This is a genomic window from Bacillus cereus group sp. RP29, from assembly GCF_040459765.1.
Lineage (GTDB): Bacteria > Bacillota > Bacilli > Bacillales > Bacillaceae_G > Bacillus_A > Bacillus_A paranthracis.
The window spans coordinates 3161896-3174597 of record NZ_JARVHN010000001.1 but is presented as its reverse complement, the minus strand read 5'-3'; the positions used below and the strand labels follow the sequence as shown (position 1 = coordinate 3174597).

Here is a 12702-nt window from a genome sequence, read left to right as displayed (position 1 = left end):
TGGAAAACATTCAGAAAATATTTTATAATGTAAGTGGTTACATGTAAGGGGGAATGCGTATGTTTTCAGTTCAACCAATCGCATTTGTACATAATGAAAGAAAGGAAATAAAAGACGATGAGTGGGGAGAAGTAAAATCCTATATTACTTTAACGGAAATGTATACAGAAGAAAGTATACAAGGGATTGAAGATTTTTCTCATATTGAAGTAGTTTTTTATTTTCACAAAGTAACTGATGAACAAATTCAATATGTTGCTAGACATCCTAGAAATAATCATGATTATCCTAAAGTAGGGATTTTTGCACAGCGCGGGAAAAATCGTCCGAATCGTATAGGAGCAACCATTGTAAAGGTAATGAAAAGAGAAGGTAAATCAATTATTGTTGAGGGGTTAGATGCTATTGATGGTACCCCTATATTGGATATAAAGCCGATAATGAAAGAGTTTATGCCGAAAGAAGAAATCGTACAGCCTAAATGGGCCACGGATATAATGAGACAGTATTGGAAGGGGAATGGAGTAAAATGAGAATATATGAGGCAACAATTGCAGATTTAGATGGACTAGCATCAGTTTTTAATAACTATCGTATGTTTTATAGACAAGATTCCGATTTAGAAGGAGCAAAAGTATTTTTACGAAATCGAATCGAGAAAAAAGAATCAGTTATTTTCGTGGCAGTTGAAGACGGGGAATATATTGGATTCACGCAATTATATCCATCATTTTCTTCTATTTCGATGAAAGAATTATGGATTTTAAATGATTTATTTGTGCAAGCTGCTAAGCGCGGAGCAGGAACAGGAAAAAAATTATTAGAAGCTGCGAAAGAATTTGCCTTAGAAAATGGTGCAAAAGGTGTAAAATTACAAACGGAGATTGATAATTTATCAGCGCAGCGATTATACGCTGAAAATGGTTATTTGAGAGATAATCGTTATTTCCATTATGAATTGACGTTTTAAAAAATATTAGATGAAAAGAGGCGCTTTCATTTTGAAGGCGTCTCTTTTCATTTGCATTATAGTTGACTTAAAAGCCAATTTGTCGCATCTTCAAAGTTTTCTGCAATGTAGTTTGGTTCAATATGTGCCCACTTGTCTCGGTACGTATGTAAAGCGTCGTATCCAGCGCCTGTTCGTACTAAAATCGTTGACGCATTCACTTTTGCTCCTGCAACGATATCAGTCCAGCGATCACCAATTACAGCACATTGTGTTAAATCAAGCCCGTGTCTTTCAGCTGCTTGTAGAAGCATGCCTGTATTTGGTTTACGACATTCGCAACCATCACCGTGTTTATCAGGACATACATAAATATCATCAAAACCGAAGCCTTCTAATTCTTGTACAAAATCGGTTACAGTTGCTATCCCGTCAGCGATACCTGGCTGGTTTGTAAAAGAGAAAATTTTTATATGATTAGCTTTTAGTTTTTGCAAGGATGTTTTTGTAAAAGGAAATAATGTAAATGATCCTGGGTAATGTATTGTAGTATCGCCACCAATTGTACCGTCACGGTCAATGAAAATTGCTTGAAAGTTTGTCATAGTTATAGTCCTTTCCGTTAAAAAGTAGTTTAAAAATATTTTACAAATCGGTAACCATTTACTTCATATCCTAATTTTTTGTAAAAAGGATGAGCCTCTACTCTTTTTGTTCCACTAACTAGCCATGTGCCAATGCAATTATGCTTCTTTGCTAATTGCTCTGCATAATCCATTAATACTTGCCCAATGCCTTTTCGTCGTATTGTAGAATCAACGCTAATAATTGAAATTTCCCCATAACGAGTTACATCTTCTAAATTTTCACGTATACGAAACCCAAGTAATCCAAATATAGTTTCTTCTTCCTCATAAACATATAAAAAATCAAAAGGACTCATTTGTACGAATTGCAATCGGTTGTTCATATCTTCATAGGAAATAGAGGAACCTTTTAATTCTTTCGTCAAAGAGCAAAGCGCATCTATATCGTCTATCGTCGCTTCACGAATTTGAAAAGACATATTATCCACTCCAATAAAATGTAATCAAACATTTATTATTCTGTTAAAAAATATTTTTTCCTGCTAGGAAAGTAAATATTTTATAATGATATATAAATAGTTATATATTATTCTTTTCCTTGTTTGTATTGGAAATGGAAAGAAGGGGAATGTATGTTAGAAGTAAATATCCGTTCTGCTGGATATGAAATAGGTGAAAAAACAATTCATGATATCGCTTTTTCTATTGAAAAAGGTGAATTAGTTGCTCTTATTGGTGCAAATGGTGCCGGGAAAAGTACGACGATTAAAACGATACTCGGGTTACTTGTAAATGTGGATGGTGAAATATCATTTGGCGAGAAGAAAAATCCGTATGCATATGTGCCAGAACACCCGACATATTATGATTATTTGACGCTTTGGGAACATATTGAATTATTAATGGCAGCTCGCGAGAACGAAGCCGGAAGCTGGGAACGGAAAGCTGAAGAGTTATTACATATGTTTCGAATGGATAAGCATAAACATGAGTATTTATTAAAGTTTTCTAAAGGTATGAAACAAAAATCGATGCTTATATTAGCGTTTTTAACAGAACCAGATTTTTATATCATTGACGAACCTTTTATCGGACTAGATCCAGTAGCTACGAAAGAGTTTTTAAGTTATTTATATAAAGAAAAAGAACGCGGGGCAGGAATTTTACTTTGTACGCACGTATTAGATACAGCTGAAAGAATTTGCGAAAGATTTTTACTCATCTCTCAAGGTACATTAGTCGCAGATGGCCATTTAGAGGCAATTCAAACGTTAGCAGAAATGCCAGGAAGTTCATTATTAGATTGTTTTGATGTAATCGTAAGGCGTGAACAGCATGATTAAAAAACAATTTTATAAAAGATTACGCCATGAACTGGGGCGCAAATGGAAGTCCATACGTTCTATAACTGATTGGACGGTTGCGCTATATATTATTATTCCGGCACTTATATTTATGGGAATTTATTATCGTTCACTATGGATGGAAGAACTAGCGATAGGAGAGACGGTTTTTTTCGGATTAGGCCTACTCGCATTTTATGTGATTACATATGCAAGAGGAGTTCGCTCATTTTTTGAGCAAGCGGATAGTTTATTTTTAATTTCGTATCCTGTTCACATGAAAAAGTTAATCCAGTATGGCATGACATATACGTTTATTCGAATAGCAATAACGAATGTAGTAGTTGTTGTTGCGATGTTACCAGTGTTGATGAAAAGTATTGGAGTGACGAAGATACAAGTCGTATTATTTTGGCTATTCTTTACTATATTTCGATTTTTGTTGGCGTTATTAACGAGATTTATTCATGTACGTGTGGGGAAACGATGGCTACTATGGATTATAAAAAATGTAATATTTTCTATAAGTCTATCCTTTTTTGGATTGAGTTTGTTTCTTATTTATAAAAATCCATTGTATTCTATACTAAGTATCGGTCTAGCAGTGTTTCTAATTATCATATTGATAAAAGAAAAATTAAATTATAAAAATTGCTTTTTTAAAGAAGTTGAGAGAGAAAAAGAAGAAAGTATGCGCTGGACGAGTGGGATTATGCAAGTTGGTGGTCATGCAGCTAAACCGAGTAGTTCGAATAAAAAGCCGTGGATGTTTCCGCGTTCTAAAAAGTTTTTAGGAAAGAAAACGGATTATCGTATTGTTGAATCCTTTTTAAAAGAATTTTTCCGTACAAGTAGTGCACGAATATTTTATATTCAAATTGTATGTATAAGCATTGTCAGTATTATTATGAGTCCGAAATGGATTGCCGCTATTATTCTTGCATTTGCTTTATTTGCAATTTCCCGCTATGCACGCGATTATTGGACTGAGTTTGCGAAAAAAATGTTTCTTCATTTATATTGTGATGAAGGAAAATTACTATTGTTAAGATGGAGGGCAGATGGCTATTTATTACTTCCAGTAATACTTTTATATGGAATAGTTATACTTTCTCATTTTTATTTATTACCAGCTTTAATTGCTGGAGTCATTTTTATAGTATGGATTGGTTGGATAGTATTCTTACCATAGAAAAAAGAGCCGAAAAATGGCTCTTTTTTCTAATCCGTAACACATTGATAAATAAAATATACTAAAACGAGTATGCTTGCGGCGGAATACATGGCATCTAAAGTCATCGGAGCTCCTCCTCATTATTGTTGTATTTTTATTGTATGAAATCTTACAATTTCATATTCAAGTGAAAAATATGTGAACGTTAACAAAATTGTAAAGTGCAAAAATTACAATCATTTTGTATAATAGAGAAAACAACCGTTATATAAAATATAATGAGTGAAAGGGGAGGAAACATACATGCCAAATTGGTTTAGAAAAACCTTAGTCGCATTAATTACCGTATTTACATTTGGTTTAGTGACGCCTCCTTCCATATTGCTTGATAATGCCAAAGCTGCGGACAAGCCTACGAGCACAGCTGGGCAACAAAATTTGGAGAGTACGTCCTATACATATGAAGAAACGAATGACAGGTTAACCACCGATACTTTTATTACTTATGCAATGCAAGAAGCAGAGAAACAGTCGATGCAAAAGTTTGGTACTAAAATTGGTCCAGTAATTGAAGATGAGTTTAAAGATGTAATATTACCGAAGATTGAAGAGGCAATTGCTGAACTAGCAAATGATGTACCGGAAGATTCGTTACAATCATTAGCGATTTCTCAAAAACCAGCTGGTGGAAATAATGAAAAGATTTTTCACGTTTACGATACGAAAACAGGAAATGACTTATTGCGTTTCCACGTAAGAAGAGATCATCCACCGCAAGATGGGTATTATTTTAATTTCCACTATCACCGTTTTGATGATGGGTACTCCGGACATCATGAGTTGGGAAATATTTATTGGAATACGAATGTGCCGCCAAAATGGCTTTCTTAAAAAGAACAAGAGAAATCTTGTTCTTTTTTTATGTTTATAGAAGGGTAAGACGACTATGTTGTTGAATAAAATAGGTTTAGAAAAAGAAGTAAAGGGAGTAGGACAATGCAAAAATATATTGTTTTTGACTTTGATGGCACATTAGTAGATTCACAAAATATATTTGTACCAATTTATAATCAACTTGCTGAAAAGAACGGATATAAAACGGTAAGGGAAGAAGAAATTGAGTATTTACGTAAATTAACGATGCCAGAAAGATGTAAACAACTTGATGTACCGCTGTATAAACTACCAATATTAGCGCTGGAGTTTTATAAATTGTATCAACCTGCCATAAAAGATCTTATTTTGTTCCATGGGATGAAGGAAGTATTAGATGAACTACATAAAAAAGGTTACGGAATTGCAGTCATATCATCCAACTCAGAAGAGCATATTCGGGCGTTTTTACACAATAATGATATAGAAAATATACAAGAAGTGTATTGTTCTAAAAATTTGTTCGGTAAAGATAAAATGATTAAAAGGTTTTTAAAATCGAAAAAGATAACGGAGAAAGATATGTTATACGTCGGTGACGAACAGCGAGACGTAGCAGCGTGTAAAAAGGCTGGGGTGAACGTAATATGGGTATCTTGGGGATATGATGTCATTGAAACAGTGAAAAAAGATGCACCAGATTATATGGTTAATAAACCGATGGAAATTGTGCAAGTAGTACAAGGGGCGTATTCTTAATATGAATACACTTCGAGCAGGTATTCATCATATTGAATTTTGGGTAGCGAATTTAGAGGAGTCCATTTCTTTTTATGATATGTTATTTTCTATAATTGGCTGGAGAAAGTTAAATGAAGTAGCATATAGCACAGGAGAAAGTGAAATATATTTTAAAGAAGTAGATGAAGAAATCGTAAGAACTTTAGGACCAAGACATATTTGTTACCAAGCTATTAATAGAAAAGTAGTTGATGAGGTAGCAGAATTTCTTTCTAGCACGAAAATAAAGATAATACGTGGTCCGATGGAAATGAATCATTATTCGGGAGGGTACTATACGATTGATTTTTATGATCCGAATGGGTTTATTATAGAAGTGGCTTACACACCAAATGTAGAAATGTAAGGAGGAATATACATGAAAACAATTACAACATGGCAAAACAATATACAAATAGTAAAAGATGCAACGAATATTGCAGAAATTTCTAAAGGTTTTTCACCGGATAAGAAATATATAGTTACGACAAATGATGAGGAAAAATATTTGTTACGGATTGGCGATATACAAGAGTATGAAAGAAGAAAAATAGAGTTTCAAATTTTAAATGAAATGGAAAAACGTAACATACAGGCACAAAAGCCGATTGAAATAGGTATATTGGAAGATGAAAGTGTATGCTATAGTATTTTTTCGTATTTAGAAGGGGAAGATGCAAAGAAGCTATTGCCTACGTATTCACCAAAAGAACAATATGAAATTGGTATAGAGGCAGGAAAAGATTTAGCAAAAATGCATACATATGAAGCTCCTAAGGATTTACTTCCATGGTATGAAAGGGCAATGAAAAAACATCAAAAATATGTAGAGGCATATAAAACGTGCGGAATAAACATAAAAAATGATGATAAAATCATAAAGTTTATTGAAGAAAATGAAATATCTTTAAAGAACCGCCCCAATCGATTTCAACACGATGATTTTCATTTAGAAAATATAATTGTACGGGATGGAAAATATGTAGGTGTTGTTGATTTTAATGGCTACGACTGGGGCGACCCACTTCATGATTTTGTGAAAATTGCACTGTTTGCAAGGGACATTAGTATTCCGTATTCAATCGGACAAATAGAAGGATACTTTAATAGAAAAATACCAGAGGAATTCTGGAAATTATACACGGTGTACGTTGGTATGACAGTCTTCTCCTCAGTTGTCTGGACATTACGAGCAGCACCGCATATGTTAGATGATACGTTAGAGCGCCTTACTATCGTTTTAGAGGATCATAAAGACTTTGAGCTATTAAAGCCAACTTGGTTTCAACCAGAAAAGATTAAGATGAAATAAAAAAGGTAGGTGTGATTCACATCTACCTTTATTTTTTACCATTCTTCGTTTTGAAGTAGTTGCAATGCTAATTTTAAATCCACATCTTCTTGTATATGTTCCGGAGTCCACGGGATATGTATATGTGGTTGTATACCAATTCCGGACATTCCTTCACCTTTATCTATAATGGAAAGTCGTGAAGTAGGGTAGTAAAGAGCGAATGTATCAGCCCATTCCATTACTGCTAAATTAGAATAATCATTTACACCAGCAGTAGGACGACCTATTACTTTTACTTTCAATGATTTTTTTGCAACTTCTACAAAAGAATCGCCAGAACTCCCACATGTAACATCTGTTAATATAACTACTCTACTAGGTGATTTTCGTCCGTGTATTTTTAATGATTGAAGTTCTTTTGGTAACCCAGGGGTATCAAATGTAACGAATCCTTTTTTATAATTCTTTTTTAAATCTTGAATAAACATATTAGTGAATAATTTGGAAAGTTCGTCTAAAGAATCATAATCTTCCATTTCCATTTCTTTCATACGTAAATGAAAGTTCCGTTCTGTATGATTTAATTGCATTGTATCAGAAGAATCGAAAAGAGAAATCTCTTTGTCTTCAAATAAGTAAGGAAGTAGGTTGAAAAATGCATCATCACTTCCGCCACGATTTAATCGCACATCTATGATTAAATTCGGAAAAGCATTAAGCTCATCTTTGTGTGAGTCTAATAATGTATTGATAACTTCAGCATTTGCGAAGTCCGTCAAAGTAATTAAGAGTGTATCTTTGTTATGTTGTTTAAATGAATAAATAGGTGTGTATTCGTTTTGTTTATACTTTTGTAAACGAATGGTTTCGGTTACTCCGTTTTCATCTATAAGTGTACAATTTGATGATTTTAATAAAACATAATCCCATTTTTCACGTTCATATGTATTCTCATTTAAATACTTCTTATATTTTATTAATAACTCAGGAACTTTCATATTATCTAATGCTAGAATAGACTGTCCCTTTTTCACTCTTATTTCCTGTGAAGTAGATGTAATATATAGTCGGTCTTCGTATCTTTTTACTTGAAAGCCAACACTATTAAGGGGTTGATTAGTAGAGATCATTTTGAAAAACATATGATTATCTTTAAAGTCTAATAAGTAATCACGTACAATTTCAGTAAATTGTACTGGTGTTAGTTCACCTTGTCTCTCTAGTTTCTCGATTGTCTGTAAATAAGTAGTGGGATCGTCCCATCCTTTTTTATCTATACAACCTGAATAATCGTGATGAGTAATTGAAACAACTTCTTTAAAAATTTCTGAGTACACGGCTTTTCCTCCTTATAATTCAAATAGTTAAATAAAAGGATTCTTTACTCAATGCTTAAAATCCTTTATTTGGATGGGGATTGTAATGAAAAATAGAGGGACGTGTTATCATCCCTCTATTAAAACTTTATTTAATTTTCTTAAATGCAAGAGGCTGAGTACTTAGCGTAGCTGGTACATGTAACTGAAGGGAAGGGAATTCACCGTTCACACTCATTTCATATGCAAATAATAGATTCATCTTCATTTGGAATAAATCAACTTTTGCAGAAAAGATGTCGTAATGATGATGTGTTAATTGAATGTCCATCTCCATAAATTGTACAAATAACGAATCATCTCGCTTGTATACTTGTAATGTTCCGTATGCCGGATGTTCGAAAGTACCAGTATAATCCTCTAATTTATGAGAAGGTGTAGTTCCTTTAATTTGTTCTGGAATGGATTCAGTTGCTTCTTTTATCATTTCCTTCATTTTTTCAGTATCTTCTACAGCACGTTTATGCCAATCAATGGATTCTAATTCAAGTAGTTCGTCATAAATTTGATTAGCGAGATAAGTAGGAAGTAATGTTCCTCCAGCATTCGTTAAAATGACAAGGCCTATGTTTTCTGTTGGTATGAAAGAAACAAGCGCTGAAAATCCATCAATATTACCACCATGATGAATCACCTTATTACCACGATAAGCGCTAATAAACCAACCAAGGCCGTAACTATTTAATGGAGATTCAGGAAGTGATAAAACCGGTTGGTCTGGAATGGAATTGTGTGGTGTATACATTTGTTGTAATAATTCAGAGGAGATTAATTCATGATCTCCAAATTTTCCTTCATTTAAGTGGAGAAGTACCCAATTTGCCATATCTTTAATTGTAGAATTGATACAACCAGCAGCGCCAACGGTATCAATGTTGCGGAATGGAACTTCTTTTATTTCCCCATCATTTTCAATGTAAGGTAAAGCATAGTCTTCTGTCGTTTGTGAATCGGTAACAGAGAAGTTTGTATGTCTCATATTTAAAGGTTCTAAAATATGTTCTGTAGCGTATTGCTCCCACGTTTGATTTGTGATGTTCTCTACAATATAGCTAATTGTCGCATACATTAAGTTGTTATATAGAAATGATGTGCGGAACGGTGCATCAAGTGGTAAATGTTTTATTTTTTCAACGAGATCTTTTCGAGATAAGGAAGAGCTATACCAAAGAGCCTCATGGCGGCTTACGCCAGTTCGATGAGAAGCTAAATCTCGTCCGGTAACTTGTGAGCTAGCAAGTAGTTCAGATAAAGAGAAGTTTGGTATATAAGACTGGACAGGAGCATCCCAATTAAACTTTTTTTGCTGTGCTAACAAACTTAATGAAAGTGTGCCAAAAGCTTTCGTTGAGGAACCGATTGCGAACAAAGTACGCGGTGTAACAGGGGCTTTTGTCTCTAAATTACGATAGCCGAAACCTTCTGAAATAATCATTTCACCGTCTTTTATAACAGCTACAGCAGCTCCCGGAACGTTTAAATCCTTCATCATTTTTTCAACCGTTGTTTGTAAAGAAGTCATAACAGGCGTTTCAATTTTAGACATACTTCTAACCTCCAAATATAAATTTTGTTCTACCGCACTATACTTTCGGTAATAGAAAATGAAAACCTTTTTAAATATGGAAAGTTAATAATTTTGTAAGGATGAATAAAATTATTATTTATTTAGAATTTTACTTTTATTATAATTAATTTAAATTAAGATTTAGAAAAGAGGGTGAAGAAGTGTGCTAACAATAAAAAAATTGCTCTGTGATAATAAAAATAATCCGATAGGTATAGATTCGAAAGTTGTTAAAATTAGTTGGCAAATCGAGTCGAGTAAACGAAATGTAAAACAACTTGCGTATCAATTGCAGGTTGCGAAGGATAAAGGGTTTCAAACTATAGTATTCGATTCACAGAAGGTAGAAACAGATCAAAGTTTATATATACCAATTAATTCGTTTTCATATAGTACGGAAACACGCTATTTTTACCGAGTGAAGGTATGGGATAATTACGGAGAAGAATCACCTTGGTCAGAAGTAGCATTTTGGGAGACTGGATTACAAGGGCAAAACTGGAGCGGAAAATGGATTGCTGCGAAAAAAGAACGCACGCAAGTTATGTCTTTTCATAAAAGCTTTTCTATTAAAAAATTAGTTAAAAAAGCACGTTTATATATGACTAGTTTAGGATTATACGAGGCTTCTATAAATGGAGAGCGTATTGGAGATTGTTATTTTACCCCTGGATGGACAAGTTATGATAAAAGGATATTGTATCAAACATATGATATAACGCATGTATTAAAGATTGGGTATAATGATATTTCTACTCTGGTAGGTAACGGCTGGTATAAAGGGCCGATTACTATGCAGCATGTACGTAATTATTACGGGAAAAGACGTGCGATAATTGCTCAAATACATATCACGTATGAAGATGGAACGAAAGAAAAAATTGTAACAGATGAAACATGGAAAGTAACTCCAAGCCCTATTTTGTATTCGGAAATTTATGAAGGAGAAGTTTATGACGCTAGGCTAGAAGAAAGTGAACAAGTGCTAGAAGATGGTGAAGTAATTGAGCATTCCAAACAAATAATTGTTGCACAGGAAAATGAAGCGATTCGTAAAGTGAAAATTATAAAACCAATCGCTATTTCAAAACTACCCAATCATGAATGGCTTATTGATATGGGGCAAAATATGGTAGGTTGGGTTCGGTTTAAAGTCCGTCATGTTTATACTGGACAAAAGATAGAATTGCATCATGCTGAAATATTAAATAAAGACGGTTGCTTTTATACTGGGAATCTCCGAAAGGCAAAACAAAAAATAGTGTATATAGCAAAAGGAGAAGAGGAGGAAACGTTTGAACCTCATTTTACTTATCAAGGCTTTAGATATGTGAAAATAAGTGGATTAACCCAGCCCCCTCAAATAGCAGATTTTGAAGGGTGTGTATTACATACAGATATGGAAAAAGCAACAGCATTTGAAACGTCTAATCTATTAATCAATCAACTTCATCATAATGTGGAGTGGTCTCAAAGAGGGAACTTCTTTGATGTGCCAACAGATTGTCCGCAGCGAGATGATCGACTTGGATGGACAGGAGATGCACAAATGTTTATTGGGACAGCTACGCAAATTATGAATGTGCAATTGTTCTTTAAAAAATGGCTCCAAGATTTATCATTAGATCAAAATGTGAATGGAGCTGTGCCATTAGTTATTCCAGATGCATTTGGGAAAAGAGCGGATTTTGATTTACATACTTCTGGCGGTTGGGGCGATGCAGCAATTATTTGTCCATGGGTTCACTATTTACATTACGGAGATGTATCCATTTTAAAAGAGCAATATAACAGTATGAAGAAGTATATAGATTACATACGTTCACAAGGTGAAAATGAGTATTTATGGGATACAGGCTATCATTTAGGGGATTGGCTCGCATTAGATACGAAACCTGATGTATATGAAGGCGGAACAGACAAGCATTTTATTGCGACAGCTTATTACGCGTATTCTACATCGCTTTTACGAAAGGTTGCTGAGATTTTAGGTGAAAATACAGATGCTAAGTTTTATGCTGAGCTACATGGAAATATTGTTCAAGCGTTTCAAAATGAATTTGTTACACCGAATGGTAGGTTAATTTCAAATACCCAAACAGCCCACATATTAGTACTTCTTTTTGAACTAGTGAAAGATAATGTGAAGGAGAAAGTATTTAATCGATTAATTGAGCTTTTAAAAGCAAATAAAAATCATTTAACAACAGGTTTTATAGGAACACCGTATTTAAATTTAATATTAAGCAAGTTTAACCGTCATGACCTTGCTTGTAAGCTTCTATTTCATGAAGATTATCCATCATGGTTATACCAAGTGAAACGAGGTGCCACAACGATTTGGGAACATTGGGATGGTGTGAAAGAGGATGGAACCCTTTGGAATGATAGTATGAATTCGTACAATCATTACGCATATGGTTCTATCGTTGAATGGATATACCGATATATTATTGGATTAGAAGTGGATGAAACAAAACCAGCATATAAACATTTTTATATTCAGCCTCATTTTAATTCTAATCTAGATTGGGTTTGTATTAAGCGTGAAACAGCATATGGGGAAATTAAAATTGATTGGCGTGTAGAACATGGACAAGCAGTATTAAACGTTGATGTGCCAACAAATACATCTGCTACATTACGAATAGTGGAAGATGATTGGAGGTCAAGTGATATGCCTGAAATGAAATTAGGTTCAGGCGCATATGAATTTAGATTTTGTAAGAACATACAGAAGTAGAATTTTGTTAAGTATA

General features: G+C 33.8%; 13 protein-coding genes. 9 read left to right on the top strand and 4 right to left on the bottom strand.

The window, feature by feature from the left end; genetic code table 11:
• The first annotated feature begins 59 nt into the window (after positions 1–59).
• Together tsaA and QCI47_RS16990 are read left to right on the top strand one after the other, a co-directional pair.
• A complete protein-coding gene (tsaA, locus tag QCI47_RS16995) occupies positions 60–533 on the top strand; it encodes a tRNA (N6-threonylcarbamoyladenosine(37)-N6)-methyltransferase TrmO (RefSeq protein ID WP_000493235.1) in 474 nt (157 codons plus the stop codon).
• A complete protein-coding gene (locus QCI47_RS16990) occupies positions 530–970 on the top strand; it encodes a GNAT family N-acetyltransferase (protein ID WP_001223863.1) in 441 nt (146 codons plus the stop codon). The genes tsaA and QCI47_RS16990 overlap by 4 nt, the downstream gene beginning before the upstream one ends.
• A gap of 56 nt (positions 971–1026) precedes the next feature.
• On the opposite strand, the gene QCI47_RS16985 is transcribed toward QCI47_RS16990, so the two are convergent.
• Both QCI47_RS16985 and QCI47_RS16980 read right to left on the bottom strand, forming a co-directional pair.
• Positions 1027–1554: an HAD-IIIA family hydrolase gene (locus tag QCI47_RS16985; RefSeq protein WP_309422759.1), complete on the bottom strand. Its 528-nt coding sequence runs from the start codon at positions 1552–1554 to the stop codon at positions 1027–1029.
• 29 nt (positions 1555–1583) lie between these two features.
• Positions 1584–2015, bottom strand: a complete 432-nt coding sequence (locus QCI47_RS16980) for a GNAT family N-acetyltransferase (RefSeq protein ID WP_000009783.1) — start codon at positions 2013–2015, stop codon at positions 1584–1586.
• 153 nt (positions 2016–2168) lie between these two features.
• Between QCI47_RS16980 and QCI47_RS16975 the strand changes: the two genes are divergently transcribed.
• From QCI47_RS16975 to QCI47_RS16950, 6 genes are all read left to right on the top strand, one after another.
• Positions 2169–2879: an ABC transporter ATP-binding protein gene (locus QCI47_RS16975; protein WP_309422758.1), complete on the top strand. Its 711-nt coding sequence runs from the start codon at positions 2169–2171 to the stop codon at positions 2877–2879.
• The gene (locus QCI47_RS16970) at positions 2872–4071 is read left to right on the top strand and encodes an ABC transporter permease (protein ID WP_061130560.1); all 1200 of its coding nucleotides are present in this window, start codon (positions 2872–2874) and stop codon (positions 4069–4071) included. Before QCI47_RS16975 ends, QCI47_RS16970 begins: the two co-directional genes overlap by 8 nt.
• 285 nt (positions 4072–4356) lie before the next feature.
• Positions 4357–4944, top strand: coding sequence for a YpjP family protein (locus tag QCI47_RS16965; protein ID WP_001134413.1), 588 nt, complete (start codon positions 4357–4359; stop codon positions 4942–4944).
• A gap of 105 nt (positions 4945–5049) precedes the next feature.
• A complete protein-coding gene (locus QCI47_RS16960; protein WP_061130561.1) occupies positions 5050–5685 on the top strand; it encodes an HAD family hydrolase in 636 nt (211 codons plus the stop codon).
• Position 5686: 1 nt separating this feature from the next.
• Positions 5687–6073, top strand: coding sequence for a VOC family protein (locus tag QCI47_RS16955; protein WP_001094657.1), 387 nt, complete (start codon positions 5687–5689; stop codon positions 6071–6073).
• Positions 6074–6085: 12 nt separating this feature from the next.
• Positions 6086–7018, top strand: a complete 933-nt coding sequence (locus QCI47_RS16950) for an aminoglycoside phosphotransferase family protein (RefSeq protein WP_242230435.1) — start codon at positions 6086–6088, stop codon at positions 7016–7018.
• A 35-nt stretch (positions 7019–7053) separates the two neighbouring features.
• Here the strand turns inward: QCI47_RS16950 and QCI47_RS16945 are convergent, their stop codons facing one another.
• Complete coding sequence (locus QCI47_RS16945; RefSeq protein WP_061130564.1) at positions 7054–8337, bottom strand: S41 family peptidase; 1284 nt, start codon at positions 8335–8337, stop codon at positions 7054–7056.
• A gap of 127 nt (positions 8338–8464) precedes the next feature.
• Positions 8465–9922 (bottom strand): serine hydrolase, encoded by a 1458-nt coding sequence (locus QCI47_RS16940; protein ID WP_061130565.1) that lies wholly within the window; start codon positions 9920–9922, stop codon positions 8465–8467.
• 184 nt (positions 9923–10106) lie between these two features.
• Here QCI47_RS16940 and QCI47_RS16935 point away from each other — a divergent pair, with 184 nt between their 5' ends.
• Positions 10107–12686 carry a family 78 glycoside hydrolase catalytic domain gene (locus tag QCI47_RS16935; protein WP_309422757.1) on the top strand — a complete coding sequence of 860 codons (2580 nt, stop codon included), beginning with the start codon at positions 10107–10109 and terminating at the stop codon, positions 12684–12686.
• The last annotated feature ends 16 nt before the right edge of the window (positions 12687–12702 follow it).

Bases quoted from the DNA above. Each gene is read 5' to 3' on its own strand.
- tsaA (WP_000493235.1), top strand. From the start codon at position 60: ATGTTTTCAGTTCAACCAATCGCATTTGTACATAATGAAAGAAAGGAA.
- QCI47_RS16990 (WP_001223863.1), top strand. From the start codon at position 530: ATGAGAATATATGAGGCAACAATTGCAGATTTAGATGGACTAGCATCA.
- QCI47_RS16985 (WP_309422759.1), bottom strand. From the start codon at position 1,554: ATGACAAACTTTCAAGCAATTTTCATTGACCGTGACGGTACAATTGGT.
- QCI47_RS16980 (WP_000009783.1), bottom strand. From the start codon at position 2,015: ATGTCTTTTCAAATTCGTGAAGCGACGATAGACGATATAGATGCGCTT.
- QCI47_RS16975 (WP_309422758.1), top strand. From the start codon at position 2,169: ATGTTAGAAGTAAATATCCGTTCTGCTGGATATGAAATAGGTGAAAAA.
- QCI47_RS16970 (WP_061130560.1), top strand. From the start codon at position 2,872: ATGATTAAAAAACAATTTTATAAAAGATTACGCCATGAACTGGGGCGC.
- QCI47_RS16965 (WP_001134413.1), top strand. From the start codon at position 4,357: ATGCCAAATTGGTTTAGAAAAACCTTAGTCGCATTAATTACCGTATTT.
- QCI47_RS16960 (WP_061130561.1), top strand. From the start codon at position 5,050: ATGCAAAAATATATTGTTTTTGACTTTGATGGCACATTAGTAGATTCA.
- QCI47_RS16955 (WP_001094657.1), top strand. From the start codon at position 5,687: ATGAATACACTTCGAGCAGGTATTCATCATATTGAATTTTGGGTAGCG.
- QCI47_RS16950 (WP_242230435.1), top strand. From the start codon at position 6,086: ATGAAAACAATTACAACATGGCAAAACAATATACAAATAGTAAAAGAT.
- QCI47_RS16940 (WP_061130565.1), bottom strand. From the start codon at position 9,922: ATGTCTAAAATTGAAACGCCTGTTATGACTTCTTTACAAACAACGGTT.